Source organism: Petrocella atlantisensis, assembly GCF_900538275.1.
Classification (GTDB): domain Bacteria; phylum Bacillota; class Clostridia; order Lachnospirales; family Vallitaleaceae; genus Petrocella; species Petrocella atlantisensis.
Genome location: NZ_LR130778.1, coordinates 758655 through 777399, shown reverse-complemented (window position 1 = coordinate 777399; position 18745 = coordinate 758655). Strand labels below are relative to the sequence as shown.

The 18745-nt window shown below is 40.5% G+C and carries 20 protein-coding genes and 1 riboswitch; of the genes, 16 read left to right on the top strand and 4 right to left on the bottom strand.

Annotated features, from left to right (window positions below; all coding sequences use genetic code 11):
• Position 1: 1 nt before the first annotated feature.
• Positions 2-802 carry a response regulator transcription factor gene (locus PATL70BA_RS03650; RefSeq protein WP_125136111.1) on the top strand — a complete coding sequence of 267 codons (801 nt, stop codon included), beginning with the start codon at positions 2-4 and terminating at the stop codon, positions 800-802.
• A 25-nt stretch (positions 803-827) separates the two neighbouring features.
• On the opposite strand, the gene PATL70BA_RS03645 is transcribed toward PATL70BA_RS03650, so the two are convergent.
• Both PATL70BA_RS03645 and PATL70BA_RS03640 read right to left on the bottom strand, forming a co-directional pair.
• Positions 828-1082, bottom strand: a complete 255-nt coding sequence (locus tag PATL70BA_RS03645) for a hypothetical protein (RefSeq protein WP_125136110.1) — start codon at positions 1080-1082, stop codon at positions 828-830.
• Positions 1079-1930: an AraC family transcriptional regulator gene (locus PATL70BA_RS03640; RefSeq protein ID WP_125136109.1), complete on the bottom strand. Its 852-nt coding sequence runs from the start codon at positions 1928-1930 to the stop codon at positions 1079-1081. Before PATL70BA_RS03640 ends, PATL70BA_RS03645 begins: the two co-directional genes overlap by 4 nt.
• A 331-nt stretch (positions 1931-2261) precedes the next feature.
• On the opposite strand from PATL70BA_RS03640, the gene PATL70BA_RS03635 reads away from it, so the two are divergent.
• From PATL70BA_RS03635 to PATL70BA_RS03565, 15 genes are all read left to right on the top strand, one after another.
• Positions 2262-3071, top strand: coding sequence for a substrate-binding domain-containing protein (locus PATL70BA_RS03635; RefSeq protein ID WP_125136108.1), 810 nt, complete (start codon positions 2262-2264; stop codon positions 3069-3071).
• A gap of 15 nt (positions 3072-3086) precedes the next feature.
• Positions 3087-3776: an ABC transporter permease gene (locus PATL70BA_RS03630; protein ID WP_125136107.1), complete on the top strand. Its 690-nt coding sequence runs from the start codon at positions 3087-3089 to the stop codon at positions 3774-3776.
• A gap of 1 nt (position 3777) precedes the next feature.
• Positions 3778-4407, top strand: a complete 630-nt coding sequence (locus PATL70BA_RS03625; protein ID WP_125136106.1) for an ABC transporter ATP-binding protein — start codon at positions 3778-3780, stop codon at positions 4405-4407.
• Positions 4408-4490: 83 nt separating this feature from the next.
• On the top strand, positions 4491-5732 hold the full coding sequence (locus tag PATL70BA_RS03620; RefSeq protein WP_125136105.1) for a molybdopterin molybdotransferase MoeA: 1242 nt from the start codon (positions 4491-4493) through the stop codon (positions 5730-5732).
• On the top strand, positions 5732-7630 hold the full coding sequence (locus PATL70BA_RS03615; RefSeq protein ID WP_125136104.1) for a molybdopterin biosynthesis protein: 1899 nt from the start codon (positions 5732-5734) through the stop codon (positions 7628-7630). The genes PATL70BA_RS03620 and PATL70BA_RS03615 overlap by 1 nt, the downstream gene beginning before the upstream one ends.
• Positions 7623-8579, top strand: coding sequence for a GTP 3',8-cyclase MoaA (gene moaA, locus PATL70BA_RS03610; RefSeq protein WP_125136103.1), 957 nt, complete (start codon positions 7623-7625; stop codon positions 8577-8579). The genes PATL70BA_RS03615 and moaA overlap by 8 nt, the downstream gene beginning before the upstream one ends.
• Before the next feature lie 11 nt (positions 8580-8590).
• Positions 8591-9064 carry a cyclic pyranopterin monophosphate synthase MoaC gene (gene moaC / locus PATL70BA_RS03605; protein WP_125136102.1) on the top strand — a complete coding sequence of 158 codons (474 nt, stop codon included), beginning with the start codon at positions 8591-8593 and terminating at the stop codon, positions 9062-9064.
• A 2-nt stretch (positions 9065-9066) separates the two neighbouring features.
• Positions 9067-9513: an MOSC domain-containing protein gene (locus PATL70BA_RS03600; protein ID WP_125136101.1), complete on the top strand. Its 447-nt coding sequence runs from the start codon at positions 9067-9069 to the stop codon at positions 9511-9513.
• Positions 9513-9631, top strand: a riboswitch (molybdenum cofactor riboswitch). Its footprint overlaps the gene before it by 1 nt.
• 52 nt (positions 9632-9683) lie before the next feature.
• Positions 9684-11474 (top strand): aldehyde ferredoxin oxidoreductase family protein, encoded by a 1791-nt coding sequence (locus PATL70BA_RS03595; RefSeq protein WP_125136100.1) that lies wholly within the window; start codon positions 9684-9686, stop codon positions 11472-11474.
• Between the two features lie 202 nt (positions 11475-11676).
• Positions 11677-12717 (top strand): tungsten cofactor oxidoreductase radical SAM maturase, encoded by a 1041-nt coding sequence (locus PATL70BA_RS03590; protein WP_125136099.1) that lies wholly within the window; start codon positions 11677-11679, stop codon positions 12715-12717.
• Between the two features lie 16 nt (positions 12718-12733).
• Entirely contained in the window at positions 12734-12958 is a 225-nt protein-coding gene (locus tag PATL70BA_RS03585) for a MoaD/ThiS family protein (RefSeq protein ID WP_125136098.1), read from the top strand.
• 1 nt (position 12959) lies between these two features.
• Positions 12960-13637, top strand: a complete 678-nt coding sequence (locus PATL70BA_RS03580; protein ID WP_125136097.1) for a HesA/MoeB/ThiF family protein — start codon at positions 12960-12962, stop codon at positions 13635-13637.
• Between the two features lie 93 nt (positions 13638-13730).
• Positions 13731-14825: a hypothetical protein gene (locus tag PATL70BA_RS03575; RefSeq protein ID WP_125136096.1), complete on the top strand. Its 1095-nt coding sequence runs from the start codon at positions 13731-13733 to the stop codon at positions 14823-14825.
• 54 nt (positions 14826-14879) lie between these two features.
• Positions 14880-15674 (top strand): phosphotransferase family protein, encoded by a 795-nt coding sequence (locus PATL70BA_RS03570; protein ID WP_125136095.1) that lies wholly within the window; start codon positions 14880-14882, stop codon positions 15672-15674.
• A complete protein-coding gene (locus tag PATL70BA_RS03565) occupies positions 15671-16948 on the top strand; it encodes an EAL domain-containing protein (protein WP_125136094.1) in 1278 nt (425 codons plus the stop codon). Before PATL70BA_RS03570 ends, PATL70BA_RS03565 begins: the two co-directional genes overlap by 4 nt.
• A gap of 37 nt (positions 16949-16985) precedes the next feature.
• Here the strand turns inward: PATL70BA_RS03565 and PATL70BA_RS03560 are convergent, their stop codons facing one another.
• Together PATL70BA_RS03560 and PATL70BA_RS03555 are read right to left on the bottom strand one after the other, a co-directional pair.
• A complete protein-coding gene (locus PATL70BA_RS03560) occupies positions 16986-17249 on the bottom strand; it encodes a hypothetical protein (protein WP_125136093.1) in 264 nt (87 codons plus the stop codon).
• A 14-nt stretch (positions 17250-17263) separates the two neighbouring features.
• Complete coding sequence (locus tag PATL70BA_RS03555; RefSeq protein WP_125136092.1) at positions 17264-18514, bottom strand: DNA polymerase Y family protein; 1251 nt, start codon at positions 18512-18514, stop codon at positions 17264-17266.
• Between the last annotated feature and the right edge of the window lie 231 nt (positions 18515-18745).

The window sequence follows — 18745 nt, the reverse complement described above, 5'->3', positions numbered from 1 at the left end:
CATGTTTAGAGTCGTCATCGTTGAAGACGAAGATCTCATTAGAAAAGGACTGATCTATTCATTTGACTGGATCAACTATGATTGTATCGTGGTGGGTGAGAGTCCTAATGGAAAAGATGGGCTGGAAGTCATCACAGAACTGAAACCGGATATTGTTATTACAGATATTAAGATGCCTTTTATGGATGGTCTGCAAATGCTAGAAGCTATTGAAAATAGGAACTTTGAAACGGTTATTATTACAGGATATGCCGAGTTTGAATATGCTAAAAAAGCCATTAAGTATCAAGTGTCGGAGTACTTGCTTAAACCAATTAATCATGATGAACTGGGTATGGTTATTGAGAATTTGATTTATAAAATTAAAAACAAACAGATGATTGCAACCCTCAAAAAACAGGTTAAGTCATTTTCAGACCTTACGCTATTAGAATCAGATGTTTATTTTAATGAATCAAATTATGAATGTAGATATATTCCGGATATGCTCAGGTATATAGAAGATCATTATAATAAAAAGATTAGCATTGAGGACTTAGCAGATGAACTAGAACTGAGTACCACCTATCTAAGTCGAAAGTTTAAAGAGGAAACCAAACATACTTTTAGTGATTTCTTGAACAAATTTCGTATTCAGAAGTCTCTTGAACTCATGACAGATGGTGATTATAAAATATATGAAATTGCCGAGAAAGTAGGTTTTTCCGAATATAAGTATTTTTCACAGGTTTTTAAAAATTATATGCAAAGTTCTCCAAGCGAGTTTTTGCAAAGCAATGTTTTTTTATGGGATAAAGATTAAAATGAGTTTACTTTTGACTCTATTTTCACCCACCGGCTGATAAGAACGTCATCCTATAGGCATCCATTTGGATGTCTATAATATTTTGGTCCCCTTCGAAGTATATCTCCGTCCTTGGCAGATGTATAATACCGTGTACTTGGTCGTCTAAAGGCATGAGTTTGACGTGCCAATGGTCGCCGTAATAATCATTTTCTGAGCAGGATGTCGAAACAGTATTAAAATAGTCTTTTAAGTAATGAAAGGGTATACCGCTTACAATTCGATTATCTGCTTTCATATGAGATGATCCTGTTTGTATTTCATGGTGTATTGTTTTGGCGTCAATCCGAGATGATGCTTAAAGAGTTTAATGAAATAGGAAATACTCTCAAAGCCAAGATCATAACTGACTTCGGATACGTTTTTGTGTAGCAACAATTCCTTTGCCTTATTGATTTTAAGCAAGTTGTGATAAGCCTTGGGTGTCAGGCCTGTTGCTTTTTTGAAAAGGGGTATCAAGTTAGAGGGGGACATGTTCAGTTCATAAGCAATCTCGTTCACCGTCATATCTGAATCTGAGAGATGGTCTTTGAGGCATTGAACCGCATACGCCACAGGCTCTTCTTTTTTTCGGGCACGAAGGGGTAACTTATAGTTTTTAATCAAGGTATAAACCATTTCCTGAGAAACCAGATCAATGAGGAATTCTTTGTTCGGGTCCTGGCTCATACTGTAGGCGTTGATTCTTTCTATCTGTGACTTAATTTGAGCCATCAATTGATTGCGCACAACCGGTTTGTCAGCCGTTGTTACTTCGTACTCGAACTGATGCTCGATGCGTTTAATCATATCATCCAATAGCTTGTCGTTGATCTCATAGACAATGGCTTTGGTATCTTCTTTCATCTCCATTTTGACGCTGGAATTTGGTGGCAATAAAATAAAATCAGAGGTGGAATAAGTGAACTCATTACCATCATTGATTTTAACATGTTTTGAACCTTCTACTATGGTACAGAGCCGTGTATATTGGTATGATTTGTAAGTGGCTTTGTAATCTTTTGCAAGATCATAATATAGGATTTTGATGTAATCCGTTTCTATGCCATCGTTCTTCTCAAAATAGCGATCAAAATTTTGAATCATCCGTCGGCCTCCTAGGTCACAAAGCGTCTGCCTACTATCATCATAATAGCATAGCCACTCTATATTATCAACGGATGACCTTTCTCAGGCAACTTTCTCAGAAGATTTTTATAATTATGCGCTATTTTTTCTTAATAATCCGATAGTTTTTTGGACAGAATTACTATATAATTAATAGATGGTTAAGGTGTCAAAACTATATAGTTGAACTTTCGCATATAATATATAGTTATGAATGTATCAACGTAATCTATATATTATTTGTGAATTTAGTGAAACTTAGTTTTGACCCTTTAACCATACACAGAATAGTAAAATTTGGGAGGTTATAATGAATAAAAAAATCATTGGCGTTGTAATTGTATTTGCTTTGGTATTAACGGCATGGGCAGTTATGAACATGACAAAAGAACCTGAGTTCATATTGCTATCTACGACAACAAGTACACAAGATAGTGGTTTGTTGGATTATATTTTACCCAGTTTTACAGAAGAAACCGGCATTGAAGTGAAAGTTGTAGCTGTAGGTACAGGAAAAGCTCTTCAAATGGGACGTGACGGTGAGGCAGACGTCTTACTTGTCCATGCAAAAGCCAGTGAAGTTGAGTTTGTTGAAGAAGGACATGGCGTGGAACGTTTTGATGTGATGTACAATGACTTTATACTGGTTGGACCACAAGCTCTTGAATATGCCAGTATAGGCGAAACTTTAGAAGGCATAAAAAACAATGAAGCGAAATTTGTCTCAAGGGGTGACGATTCAGGCACTCATAAAAAGGAACTAAGCATATGGGCATCAGCAGACATCGAGCCAGAAGGCGACTGGTACATATCAGCAGGAAAAGGTATGGGTGATGTGCTTCAGATGGCCAATGAATTGCGTGCATATACCCTTACAGACCGAGCTACCTATCTTTCTATGAAGGACGCACTGGAATTGGATATTGTTTTTGAAGCCGACGCCCTATTATTAAATGAATATAGTGTTATTGCAGTGGATCCTTCTAAGAACAATGAGATTAACAACAGTGGTGCCAATGCCTTTATAGCGTGGCTTCTATCCTCTGATACACAAGAGATGATCGGTGAATTTGGTCAGGACCTATATGGTCAAGCTTTATTTTTTCCGAATGCAAAATAATGAAGGAGTTTTTCGATGGCGCTATTAATGGAAGGATTAAAAGAAGCATTATTATTGTTGTTTCGATTTGATAGAGAAGTCTATGGGATTATTGGATTATCCATCGGGCTTTCTTTTACTTCCACAATATTCTCTGCAATCATAGGGATTCCCTTGGGCTTGTATCTTGGAATTAAGCCCTTCAGGTTCAAGAAAACCTTCACCCGAACCATTTATACCATGATGAGTTTACCACCGGTGGTGATTGGTCTCTTGGTGGCCTTGTTCCTCTCAAGGAGTGGTCCTCTAGGATCATTGGGTCTTATATTTACACCGACTGCGATGGTGATTGCTCAGATGATTCTCATCACCCCTATTATATTAGGTATTGTCTACAACGATGCAAAGCAACAAGGTCCGGCCATAAAACAGATTGGCATGACACTGGGCGCTGGCAGATTGCAGACGCTGAAGTTGCTTATAACCGAGATGCGAATCACACTTTTGATTGCTTTAGTGACAGGATTTGGAAGAGCCACCTCAGAAGTGGGCGCCGTTATGATTGTAGGTGGTAATATCAAAGGCCACACAAGAGTCATGACCACATACATCGCCATGAACAGCTCTATGGGTAACTATGCTGTGGCGATTTCCATGGGGATTGTACTTTTACTGATTTCCTTTATGGTTAACACCATACTTTATCATTATGTAACGGGAGAATGATATGAATATTCAGGTGACGAATCTCATAAAAAAATATCAAGACAAAACCGTTGTTGACATGAACAGTATTGGATTTCTAAGCGGTAACATATATGGTGTTACAGGGGACAATGGTGCGGGTAAAACCACACTGTTAAAAATCCTTGCCGGGCTTGAAAACCATGATTCAGGTAGCATCGTTTACAACGATCAACCTCTTGGACCAAGCCTGATGAAAAAAATTACTTATTTAAGCCAAACGCCTTATCTTATGAGAAGCAGCGTCTATGAGAACATTATCTATCCGCTGAAAATCAGAAATGTGGACAGTAAAATCATAGAAAGAAAGGCCTTTGAAATCATGGAAGAACTTCAAGTGACAGAACTGAGAGATCAGTTGGCCACCCAATTATCCGGCGGAGAATCACAGAAAGTAGCCCTTTCAAGGGCCTTGGTATTTGATCCTGAAGTCTTGTTGTTGGATGAACCGACAGCCAGCATCGATCCGGCCACTATAGAGATAATTGAAGAAGCCATTAAAAAAAGAAACAAGCTTCAGAATATGACCATTATCATGATTTCTCACAACATAGATCAAGTGAAGCGTATGTGTGATGAGATTATATATATGAAAAAAGGTAAAAGAATATAGATTTGTAAGCTATAGAAATCAAGTTATAGAAATTAAGTTATAGATATAAATTCATAAAAATACATAAAAGGAAGGACCTCACTGTGAATATTTTCAATATGAAATCACTCCATGATGCAAAAGCCATCGTACTTTCAAAAGACAATACCATAGAACTAAAAAGCGAAAGCGTCCATTTGCTAAATAGCCATGGCCGCATTGTGAGTGAAACTTTGTACGCACAGGTGGATATACCGGCTTTTAACCGTTCTACAGTCGATGGCTATGCCGTTAAAGTTAAAGATATATTGGGCGCCTCTGATAGCATACCTTCCATCTTGACACCAAAAAGTGAAGTCTTAATGGGCGAAGCCGCTACAATGGTTTGTCACTTAGGTGAAGCGGTCTATGTACCAACCGGTGGCATGTTACCGGAAGGCGCAGATGGTATGGTTATGATTGAACATACAGAGTTATTAGATCAACAGACCCTCCTTATTAAAAAGCCCATAGCTTACGGTGAGAACATTACTTATAAAGGCGATGACTTAAAAGAAAAGGATGTTATTCTAGAAAAAGGTGAAAAGATATCAGCCTATGATATGGGCATACTTGCCGGTGTGGGCTTTGGTCAAGTCAAGGTTTTAAGTAAAATCAAAGTGGCTATACTTTCCACAGGCGATGAGATCATCGATTATGACCAGGTGCCCAACCCTGGACAGATTCGGGACATCAACGGATATACTTTATCAGGTGCGGTTATGGCTTGCGGCGGTGAGGTGGTTTATAAAGCCCTCATCAAAGATGATTTTGAAGCCTTAAGAGCGGCACTGGAGCATAGCGCTCAGATTTCAGATCTGGTCATTTTATCCGGTGGTAGCTCTGTAGGTACCTGTGATTATACCAAATCAGCCATAGAGTCCTTTGAAACTGGAGAGATACTGATGCACGGTATATCTGTAAAACCTGGAAAACCGACGATCGTCGGTAAGTTAGAAGGTAAGATGGTCTTCGGCTTACCTGGTCATCCGGCAGCATCGGCCATTATCTTTGAAATACTTGTAAAGCCATATATTAGAAGTTCTCAGATGCGACCATCAAATGATTTTAAAGTCCGTGCGATTATGACCACCAATCTTCATGCGGCGCCCGGAAAAGATACTTTTGTCATGACGGTTCTGCATCGTGAGGAAGGCATCTATTACGCCACACCGATTCAAGGCAAATCCGGCCTTATGACCTTGCTTACAAAGGCAACGGGTTATATTCAGATTGCCAGCGAACAAGAAGGTCTATACAAAGGCCAGGAAGTAGAAGTCACTCTAATCAAGGAGGTGTCAAGTTAATGGGAAGAGATAACGTATACATTACCAACATTCCTCTTGAAGAAGCACTTAAAACTTACCTAGAAGCCTTGCCCAGTCCTGTAGGGACACAAATTATTGACGCAGATGAAGCTTTACATAGAACAACAGCCAAGGCGGTTTTTGCCAAACGTTCCTCGCCAAATGACCATTGTGCTGCCATGGACGGTATTGCGGTGGTTGCAGAAAAAACCCATGGTGCCAATGAAAGAAATCCTTTGAAGTTGAAGCTTCATGATGATTTTGAATACGTTAATACGGGTAACCTTATGCCTAGGGGTAAAGATGCAGTCATTATGATTGAAGACATCGCCCCTCTAGATGATGACCAAGTGGAGATTATTGAAGCGGCTTATGCTTGGCAACACATTCGCCAAGTGGGAGAAGACATTATAAGTGGAGAGATGATTTTACCAAGTAGGCACAAGATAAGACCACTAGATCTAGGGGCACTTCTTAGTGGCGGTGCAGATAAAATAGAGGTTCTTAATAAATTAAAAGTCGGTATACTGCCCACAGGAAATGAGATTGTTCAATCCATGGAAGCTCTGGAAAAAGGTAAAATACTAGATACCAACTCCAGTGTCATCAAAGGCTTGTTATTAGAACTAGGGTGTGAACCTACAGTCTATACACCTGCAATAGATGATCCGGTGATACTAACAGCAGCTATAAAAAAGGGCATAGAGGAAAATGATTTTCTCATGACCATCGCCGGCTCTTCAGCCGGATCAAAGGACTTTACTGTAAATATTATAGAAGAACTTGGTGACGTGATTGTTCATGGTGTAGCCATTAAGCCGGGGAAGCCGACGATTCTTGGGAAGATGGATGGCAAGGGTATTGTAGGTCTTCCGGGTTACCCGGTTTCAGCTTTTTTTGCTTTTGAAAAATTTGTTAAACCATTAATTGAATCCTGGTATGGATTGCCTCATGCCCATCATCAAGTTAAGGCCAAATTGACCCAAAGAATTATATCCTCCGTTAAAAACGAAGAACTCATAAGGGTTACAGTGGGTCAAGTGGAGGATCAGTGGATTGTGACACCCTTAAGTAGAGGTGCCGGTGTCACCATGAGTCTGGTAAGAGCTGATGGGATATTAACGGTTCCAAGACTTTTTGAAGGCATTGAGTCCGGTGAATGGGTGACAGTTGAATTAATGAAGGCACTCGAGGACATCGAACAACGTTTGGTAATCATCGGCAGTCATGATCTATTGATTGATATCATCGCCGATGAAATGCCGATATCTTCAACCCATGTCGGTAGCTTTGGCGGACTCATGGCCATGAAGAAAAAAGAATGTCATATTGCACCTATTCATCTCATCGATGAAACCACAGGGATTTACAACATATCCAGTGTTAGAAAAATGTTCCCCGAAGGGGATATGTCACTGATTCAAGGGGTCAAGCGCCTTCAAGGCCTGATGGTAAAAAAAGGCAACCCGAAAGGTATAAAGAAGTTTGAAGATCTAACAACGGAAGGTGTTGTCTTTGTCAACAGGCAAAGAGGCGCCGGCACACGACAACTTCTGGACTTTGAATTAAAAAAGAGGGACATAGATCCAGAGAACATAGAAGGTTATCATAGGGAGTTGACCACCCATATGGCAGTAGCTGTAGCGGTCTTGTCCGAAGGTACGGATGTGGGGCTTGGCATCTATGCGGCGGCAGAAACCATGGGCCTTGATTTCATTCCCATTGGGTATGAAACCTATGACTTTTTGGTTTCAAATAAGGTTTTGGAAGAACCCAGGATAAAGAATTTTATTAAGGTCTTGAAGTCCGAAGGATTTAGGCATAAACTAGAATTAATAGGTGGTTATACCTACAAAGACGCGGGAAGCATACTTCAGATAGGAGCACAGGATGATTGACAGTTATGGTAGGAAAATCAATTATTTAAGATTATCAGTGACCGATCGATGCAACTTAAGGTGTCAGTATTGCATGCCGGAAAATGGCATCGAGAAAATGGAACATAAAGATATCCTCTCCATTGAAGAGATGGATACCATCGTCGGTATATTTGCAAAAATGGGCATCACGAAAATAAGACTCACCGGTGGTGAACCACTGGTGCGTGGCGGCATTCTTACGCTAATAGAAAAAATAAAAGCCCATACAGAGATTAAAGAAGTAGCTCTTACCACCAATGGGCTGCTCTTAAAAGACATGGCACAGGATTTAAAAGACAGCGGGCTAGACCGTGTGAATATTAGTGTGGATTCACTTGACCCAGAGAAGTTTTCAAGGATGACACGGGGTGGTCATTTGGACGATCTGCTTGCAGGTATTAAAGAAGCTAAGCGTGTGGGATTAACCCCCATTAAGTTGAACGTGGTGCTTATCGGCGGTTTTAACGATGATGAGATTCCGGATTTTGTTGCCTTGACAAAGGAGGAAGCCATAGATGTCAGGTTCATCGAACTTATGCCCATTGGCGAAGTAGCCAGATGGTCTAAGAACAACTTCCTGGCCAATCAAACGGTACTGGAACAGGTGCCTGAATTAACACCGGTAGAAGAGGAAGACCCTACATCACCGGCAAAGTATTACAGACTCCCCGGTGGAAAAGGCAAAATCGGCCTGATTAGTCCAATCACCTGCAAGTTCTGTGAGGACTGTAACAGGATTAGACTGACACCGGAAGGCAAGCTTAAGTATTGTCTCCATTCTGACGAAGAATTCGATCTTAAAAAAGCACTAGATGAAGGCGTAGATCTTAGTAAATATATCATAGAATCCATACAGAAAAAACCGAAGGAACATAATCTGGAAAACGGCAAAAGTATCCTAAGAAACATGGTGCAAATCGGAGGCTAAAAGGAGGCAATATGGGTCTAACACATTTTAATGATAATGGCAGAGCACATATGGTAGAAGTGACGGATAAGTCAGATACCTATAGGGTTGCAGTAGCCAATGGACAGATTGTCATGAAGCCATCTACTATTGAAGCTATTCGATCATCAGGCATCAAAAAAGGTGATGTTCTGAATGTAGCGCAGGTGGCAGGTATTATGGGAGCGAAAAAAACCAGCGACGTCATACCCATGTGTCACCCCTTAATGCTCACTGGTGTGAATCTTGAATTTGAGATACAAGAGGATCGGATTATAATTATAGCTACGGTAAAAACACATGGCAAAACAGGTGTAGAGATGGAAGCATTGACCGCAGTTTCTGTGGCCGCACTGACCATCTACGATATGTGCAAAGCCATTGACAAGGATATGGTCATCGGACAGGTACGATTAATAGAAAAAAACGGTGGCAAGTCGGGACACTATAAAAGACAGGGGGATTGACAATGAGTGAGATTGTTGGAAAAGTACGTGCCATTAATATCAGCAAGGAAAAAGGTGTGATCAAAGAATCCATACCGGAAGGCATGTTTCAAGAGGACCATGGTCTTGTGGGAGATGCACATGCAGGTAAATGGCACCGTCAAGTCAGTTTGCTGGCTCAAGAAAGCATTGATAAAATGACGAAGATAGGGATTGAAGGGCTTTGCAGTGGCAAATTTGCAGAAAACTTAACGACAGAGGGTATTATACTTCATACATTGCCTGTAGGTACCAAAGTGAAAATAGGAGAATCTTTCCACGAAGTAACCCAAATCGGTAAGGAATGTCACACCGGTTGTGCCATCAAAGCTCAAGTCGGTCAGTGCATTATGCCCAAAGAAGGCATATTTACAAGAGTCTTAAAAACAGGTAAAATAAGAGTAGGCGACCCAATCGAGATTATAGATTAAAAGAAGCCAAAATCCGAGTCAATGGTTCTAAAGCTATAGCCATGAACCATTGACCAAAGGGTAGGACGGGAAACTGTACTGCCTCCCATTCTTGGAAAGGATTTGGAAATAAATGTAACGTTTATTTGCACTGGATTTTCGGTGCACCAAATTTGAGAAGGAGGCAAAATATGTACGGTTACCAAGGTAAAGTTCTAAGAATTGATCTAAGTAAAGGTGTTTCACAGGTAGAAGATTTGAATCTGGATGAGGCAAAAAAATTCATCGGTGGTCGCGGTCTAGGCACGAAACTATTCGTGGATGAAGTATCCCCATCAGTGGATGCTTTAAGTCCGGAGAATAAGATTCTTTTTGCAACAGGTCCATTAACAGGTACACCTACACCAACTGGGGGACGTTATATGGTTGTGACCAAGTCACCCCTTACCGGTACAATTGCATCATCAAACTCTGGTGGATACTGGGGTGCTGAACTTAAATTCTCAGGTTATGATGTAATCATTGTAGAAGGTCGATCAGAAAAACCTGTATATGTTATGATTGAAGACGATCAAGTTGAGATCAGAGACGCAGCCCATGTATGGGGTAAGGTTGTATCCGAAACCACAGAAACACTTTTAAAAGAAGTACCTGAAAAGTCCAGAGTCCTTACGATTGGACCAGCAGGAGAAAAACTTTCTAACATGGCAGCGGTTATGAATGACGTTTCTAGAGCAGCAGGCCGTTCAGGTGTTGGTGCGGTTATGGGTTCCAAAAACTTAAAAGCAATCACTGTTCGAGGTACAAATAAAGTGGCCATTGCCAATGAAGAAGCGCTTAAGGCTGTCGTCAAAGATTGTAACGCAAAAATCAGAGAAAACGGTGTTACCGGACAAGGCTTACCGACTTATGGAACAGCTGTCCTTGTTAACATCATCAATGAAGGCGGCGTATTCCCTACGAATAACTTCCAATTATCTCAATTTTCCGAAGCGGAAGATACCAGTGGTGAACTCCTTGCTGAAAAGTACTTAACCAAAAAAGACCCATGTTACAGGTGTCCCATCGCTTGTGGACGTTATTGTAAAGTCGATGATATTGAAGGCGGCGGTCCTGAATATGAAACCATTTGGGCATTTGGTGGTGACTGTGGTGTATCAGATATGCCATCCATCATTAAATCCAACTTTTGGTGTAATGAATATGGTCTAGATACAATATCAACAGGTGCGACCATAGCAGCAGCTATGGAACTCTATCAAAAAGGCTTTATTAAAGATGAGGACTTAGATGGTTTATCATTAGACTTTGGTGCCAGCAACGCTGTTGTTGAATGGACCAAGCGTATTGGTGAGAGAGCAGGATTTGGCGATAAAATGGCAGACGGTTCTTATCGATTGGCAGATTCTTATGGTGTGCCTGAGCTATCCATGTCCGTTAAGAAACAAGAATTGCCGGCTTATGATCCAAGAGCCATCCAAGGTCAAGGCCTTCAATATGCAACGTCAAACCGTGGTGGTTGTCATGTAAGAGGTTACCTCATTTCTCCTGAGATTTTAGGTTTACCTGAGAAATTGGACAGATTCACCATTGAAGGTAAAGCAGCTTGGGTTAAGATCTTCCAAGACTTTACAGCTTTTATTGATTCATCCGGGCTTTGCCTATTCACATCCTTTGCAATGGGTGCTGGTGATTATGCGGCTATGACCAATGCAGTTATTGGAACCGAGTGGACAGCGGATGATGTGCTACTTGCTGGTGAACGCATCTGGAATCTTGAAAGGGTATTTAACCTTGATGCTGGTGTTGATCCTTCACAAGATACATTACCTAAGCGACTTCTTGAAGATCCTATTGCAGAAGGTCCATCAAAAGGTAATGTGGCAAGACTTTCAGAATTGTTACCTGAATATTATGAACTTCGTGGTTGGAGTACAGATGGTATCCCTACACAAGAGAGAAAAGGGTTGCTTAAAATCTAATCCTTAAAGATTGAGGGGTTCCGAAAGGGACCCCTTTGTTATATATCAGGAAAGTATATTTCCTGATATATAATAAATTAAAATTTAGCGCGTGCTATGCACATGCGCAAAGAAGTCTGACTTTTCTATATAGGTATTTAGATGGTATATAATGTGACAAAGTCACTCTTCTTATTAGGAAGGTTATAAAACGGAGGTAAAAATGGCAATCAAAAAGGTAAATCTAGAATTAACCGATCGATGCAATCTTAACTGTACCATGTGCTATAGAAAATCATGGAGCGAAGCACCACAGGACATGGAAACCGAGATGCTGGACAAGATATTAAACGAACTCGTAGGTATGGAAACCCTAGAAGAAGTGGTTGTAGGTGGTATTGGTGAGCCTACGGTCCACCCAAGGATTATGGAAGTGCTTGAGCGACTCAGTCGATATAGATTAATGCTCACAAGTAATGGCACATTCTTTACAGAAGATCTGATGACTGCCCTCATCGATCATGTGGACCAACTGGTTATTTCCATAGATGGTTTATCAGAGGTATTTTTTGATATTAGGGGCTTTGAGCTTCAAGTTGTCATTGACAATGTCAAGAAGCTAAATGCATTAAAAATCACTAGAAACAGTAAAACGCCTCAGCTTGTATTTCAGATGGTAATATCAAAAACCAATAAGCAAGATGTGTTTAAGCTCATGGATTTGGTCAGTGAACTTGGCGCCACCCAATTTATTGTATCTAATATTCTACCTGCATCCCTAGAAGACAAAGACTTAATTCTTTATTCAGAAAATGATGTACCGGAGATGAAAGCCTTTTATCAGCGGATTCGTAACCATGGTCTGAAAAAAGGACTTGAAGTTCGATTGTCTGAATCGAAGCTTAAGACAGAGCGCAGATGTAGGTTCGTTGAAAATGATACAACCGTTATCAATGCTAAAGGTGATGTCACCCCTTGTTACCGGTTTGCCCACAGTGGTACAGAAGTTGTATTTGGGAGAAGCAAAAAGATTGAAGCCCATAGTTTTGGTCATGTCATGGCGGATACACTAGAGGACATATGGGAAACAGATGCTTATAAAAAATACCGTGCCATGGTTTACGATAACCATTACCCTTCATGTACAGACTGTGATTTGGTGGATGGGTGTGACCTTGTAAGAGACACGACCAGTGACTGTTATGGTAATATGCCTTCCTGTGGTGACTGTCTGTGGGTGCGCAACCTTGTTTATTGTATCTAGCTAGAAGGAGAATTTTATGGAATTCAAAGTAAGATTGTTTGCAACACTGAGAAAAGATAGAGGCCGTGAAATGATGGTGGAGCTTGGGGAGGAATGGACGGCCAGAGCGGTTATAGATCAGCTTAAGATTGATGAAAAAGACGTAGCAATTCTTATGATCAACGGTCGTGATGGTCTTTTGGATACAAAGCTTGTAGAAGGCGATATTATTTCTATTTTCCCACCTGTAGGAGGTGGCTGATATGGACCGTTATACAAAAAATAGAAATATGTTGAGTCAAGACGAGTGTGATGTGTTAAAGAATAAAAGCGTATGTGTCATTGGCTGTGGCGGCCTTGGTGGCTATGTGATTGAAATGCTGGGTAGAATTGGTGTAGGTAAGATTACCGCCGTGGATGGGGATGTTTTTGATGTGAGTAATCTGAACCGGCAGCTTCTCTCGACAGAGGTGCATATTGGTTTAGGTAAAGCCGTTACAGCCAAAGAGAGGATGGAAAAGGTCAACTCAGATGTAGAATTAACCCCTGTCACTGCATATTTGACCCAGGAAAATGCTCTAGACATTGTTCGAGGACATGACCTTGTAATCGATGCCCTGGATTCTATAGAGACACGCTTTCTACTTCAAAAGGCAGCTTCAGAATTGGGTATCCCTATGATCTATGGTGCAATTGCAGGTTGGTACGGTCAGGTAAGTACGATTATGCCTGGTGATGATTTTCTAAGCAAAATCTATAGAAATCACAAAGGGAAAGGCCATGAAGCAGAACTGGGTAACCCTTCTTTTTCACCGGCATTGGTGGCATCACTGCAGGTCAGTGAGGCGGTAAAGGTATTAATTGGAAGGGGCGAGCTGTTAAAGGGTAAGCTTCTACTTATCGATCTTTTTAACAATGATTTTGAAGTGGTTTTATTTTAAATCGAAGCATGTCCTATAGAAAAAATTTAACGGTTGTGATAAAATCATCAGAAGAGTAATAGGACTATTAAAATAGAAATAATGAGGTGGATTGTGGTAGAGAAGATGATGAAAAGTTTTGGTCTTCTGATGGTGATGATTCTATTGTTGATGGGATGTACAGATGTTCAGGCGCCCTCTGTAGAGGTTGATGAACAAGAGGAGGCACTGCAACAAGATGATGCTACGACTGCAGAAGAAGTGGTAGAAGAAGATAATCCTGTAGAAGCGGTAGAAACTGAAAAAAATGTGGCTTCTATAATAACCCTTGAAGACTTATCCGAGTTTCAAGATCATATGGTGGTCATGAGCGGCATCAGATATGAAGAAGAAGTCCTTTTTATGGCAGCTATTGAAAGCATATTTGAAGGACAATCAGTGTTTTATGAAGAAGAGATCTTAACCCTAGAGGCTTATATGGAAACCTCTTTTTTTGACAATACCAGTTTTCTGTATCAAGCTGACATAGACAACAATGGAGAGGAAGACCTTGTCATCACGTATAAGTTTGCCGGAACGGGCATGTTTTCTTCTATAGATACTCTGTTTTTAAAAGAAGGCTCATCGTATCGCCAAGTGATTATGGGTGAGGAACTTATTACGAATTTTCTTGATTTGGTTACCTATGATGGACTGACCTATGTTTACACCTCTTCAAGTGGTGTTGACCTTATTTATATATGGGAAAATGAGGGTCTGAAGCAAATATTTGATGAGTCAACCTTGGCAGACAACAGCCACTTGGACATGGATTATACCTTATTAGATCAACGTGTACAAGAGACTTACGGCATTGAGACACTTGAGCAAGACCTTCTTGACTCAGACATTGATTTTTCTTTGAGTACCGGTTATACCAATCTGGAGATTCTGACAACTTACTTTAAGTTCAAAGAATTTATGGGTAGTGGTAATAAAGAGGCATTGGCAAATATGGTTGAGTTCCCTTTAGAAGTCGAGCGGGATGGAGACCGTATTAAGCTCTATAATAAAGAAGATTTTTTGGAGCATTATGACTGGATTATCAACGAAGATATAAGAAGTATTGTTGCGTCCAGCACATCTGAAGAGATTTTTGCATCTTGGCGAGGGGCCATGATTGGTAATGGTGAGATTTGGTTTACAGACCATATCTATGCCATATATTAGATTATTGGGTGAGGATCAATAGGTAATGTTAGAAGATGGAATGGGGGCATTTGGATGAAACGACAGCTTATGGGTTACGGCGCAACATCAGATGTTTATGAGTGGCACGACCATACGGTTTTGAAGTTATTCAAACCTCATATTGAAGATCAGATGATTGACTATGAAGGTCTGATTCATGAGATTGTCTATGCCAAAGGTCTATCCATGCCAAGGCTTATAGAAGAAATAGAAGTAGAAGGGCGTAGAGGTTACATTTTTGAACGTATCAATGGTAAGACCATACTTTTTCATTTGACAAAAAAGATATGGAAGGCTTATTTTTACGGAAAATGTTTGGCAAGGACCCAACTGAACATCCATGAGAAAACAGCACCTCTTTTGCCGGATGTTAAGGAGCACCTTAGAAGAAGCATTAATAAGGTGGTGGATCTACCTGTTGACCTAGTTGAAGCAGTGATGAATACCATAAATGAATTACCCGATGGTGAAGCCATATGCCATATGGATTTTCATCCTCGGAACGTATTTTATTATGAGAAAAAAGCAACGGTTATTGACTGGGTGACAGCAGCTAAGGGACATCCTGCTGCAGATGTGGCAAGGACGTTCATCCTCTTAAAATACGAGGCGCTTCATAAAGAAGAACCTAGAGTTTTCATGTGGATGTTTTATTTTGCTAGGAAAATATTAATTTGGTCTTATTTAAAGGCTTATTTCAAAGTGGCAGGTATGGACTTTGACATGATAAAACCCTGGTTGCTACCTATGGCAATTGCCAGAATGAGTGAGAAGGTAGGTCAAGATGAGAGAGCCGCTTTATATCAGGATTTTGTTGTTCTTGATTGAAGCAAATAATATTAGAGATGGAGAAATACATGAGCCATAGTTATTCAACATGTGAACTGATTGACCAAGAATCCATAGAAATATACATGCAGCCAATTATTTCCCATCACGAGGGATTTGCCATTGGCATAGAAGCTTTTGTAAAAGGCATTCATCCAAGAACCAAAAAAGTCATAGAGCCCAATGCACTTTTTGAGAAGGCTATGACAGAAGACTTAGATATGGCACTTGGACGGTTGGTTATTAAAAAGACGGTTCAAGTTTTCCGGCATATTCAGAATAAACACCCCGAATCCCTTTTGTTTATCAACATCAATGAAAGCATGATCCGTGCCTGTGAAGAAACCCATGCTCTAAAGGACCTGATTGAAGCACATGGAATTTCACCAAAATCCGTTGTTTTTGATATCGGTAATTATGAAAATATGACGGTGGAACAAATTCAGGCTTTTATTCATCAACAGCGGACTTTTGGCTTTTATATCAGCATTGATGATATTGGAAAAGATTATTTTAATCTGGACCGAATTATACTTTTTAACCCGGACATTATAAAAATCAATCACCAATACTTAGCAAAGTTAAACAACCCAAGTTATTCAAAACGCATACTTAAACATATGGGTCAGATCGCCCATGAGATGGGTATGGTTGTCGTAGAAACGGGTATTGAGACAGAAAAAGGTCTAATGCTGGCTTTTGAACAGGGTGCTCAATATTTTCAAGGCTACTACATCAAAGAGCCAGTCAGAGTCAGTGAAGAAGATTATGTTGACTTGTTTGATTTGCAGAAGGGCTTTGAGCTTATTCGAAGTCATGCAAAGACAGCTACGATAGAAGACATGCGGCATTTTATGAATAAGATTGTTATGTTTTTAGACCAGCTTAAAGCCGAAAGTCATAATTGGCCCCAATATTCTATGGAAGAAAATGTGAATCAGCTTTTTACGGCTTACCCTTCGATTGAAAATGGTTGGATTATTAATAGGGAGGGTATTCAAATAAGTGATGCCATGATTAACAATACGGGATTTTCTTCTAGGAACGCGGACATTTTTAAGATTCACAACAAGGGATATGATTACTCAGAGGAAGATTTATATCGCTTTATCAGTGGTGGCAGTCTTGAGGTATGGATCACCAAGCCCTACATATCCTTATTAACCAACAGCATATGTGTGACCACGTCATCTTACATCCAAGCTATTGGAGAAGAACCTCATATATTGTGTTTGGTGTTTAATTACGAACTTTTCAAGAAAAGTCATTTATAAAATTGAGTGAAACTTAGTTTTGACCCTTTAACCAAATCTATATCTTAAAAAGAACCCAACGACAAGAATCCAAGTCGTAGCGAATCTCGCAAAGCTTAATCATGGCGTTGATGGCAATCTCACAGGTGAAGCGATAGACTTTGTTGCCGGCAACCCGGTCAAGTTCAGTGGTATAGATCTGAAGGACCCGGTAGACCTGTCGTTCACCTTCGTGGGTTGTAATCTTGAACTTAACGGGATGGATACGACCGTCTTCTTCGGTCCAACTGATCATCTCGATAGGTTTTGCAATGGTTTTCATATATAACACCTCATCTATAAAATACTGGTCATGACAGGATAATCTTCCACGCCAATGCCACCGGTGACCGGTTTCAAACCGGAATGTAAAAAGCTGGCACGCTGTATGGAAGTCAGTCCATAGCGCCCTCGAATCCGGTCAACAGCCAGATCCAGAAGCCGATCTCTAGAAAAATCATAATCCTCTAGAAAAGACAATTGAACATAATCATTGGTGTGTAGGTCACTGGCTCGTAAACCCAGTTTGCGAATAGGCGTGCCGTCCCAAAGTTCATCAAAAAGACGCCTTGCAACTTGGTGGATATAGCTGGTTGAATTCATAGCGACGCTGAGCTTGTATTGATGGCTCTTGTGACCAAAAGTGGCAGAGGTAATGCTCACGGCAATCAGACCGGCGCAAAAGCCTGCGGCCCTTAGGCGCATGCCTACGCTTTCGGCTAAGGACAAGAGAACCTGATAAGCGGTTGTCGCTTCAAGAACATCAAACTTAACGGTGGTCGAATTGCCCATGCCTTTAACCAAGGGATGGTTATTTTTACGAACAGGAGAAGGGTCAACGCCGTTGGCATAGCTCTGAATCAGGTGGGCAAAACTTTTGAAATGACCATAGAGCATATCCGTATCGGCCTTTGCCAATTCACCAATGGTGGTGATGCCAAGATAATAGAGCTTTTTAGAGGTCTGTCGTCCCACCATGAATAAGTCAGAAACCGGCAGGGGCCATAATTTCTCTTCCAGTTCATGAGAAAAAAGGGTATGAACAAGGTTAGGCTTCTTAAAGTCGGAAGCCATTTTTGCAAGGATCTTATTGTGAGAGACACCTATATTAACGGTAAAGCCCAGTTCATCTGAGATGGCATCTTTAATGGTGTGCGCCAGTAGGACAGGGTCTTTTTTATCAGATCCAATCTGAAGAAAGTCCACAAAACACTCATCCACACTAAACTGTTGGACAAGGGGCGAGTATCTTTGGATGATGTCGATCATGGCTTGACTGGCTTTTATGTAGAGGTTGTAGTCAGGAGGCACCACTACAAGGTTAGGACATTTCTGTCGTGCCGCCATAAGGGGTTCCCCGGTATGGATGCCATATTGCTTGGCAGGTGTTGATTTGGCAAGGACAATACCATGTCTTGATTTTTCGTTACCACCGACAACAGAGGGAATAGACCTTAAGTCCACAGCATCACCTTGTTGTAGCCGGTAAGCAGCACTCCAACTTAAATAGGCGGCGTTCACATCAATATGAAAAATATAGCGGTTCATAAACAGGCCTCCTAGTATATAGATCAAAGAGCTTCAACAAAACTTCAACAACATTCAACAAACTTCAACTCAACAGAGTATATTCAAATTATAACACGAACATACGTTCGTGTAAATAGAAACAAAAAGCCAAAAAAATCTCTAAGTGTTAAATGAAAAAGTAAATTCCAGTTTGCAAAAGTAAATTCATGATAGATAGCAATTACATTTGCACAACTCTTCCTGTATAAT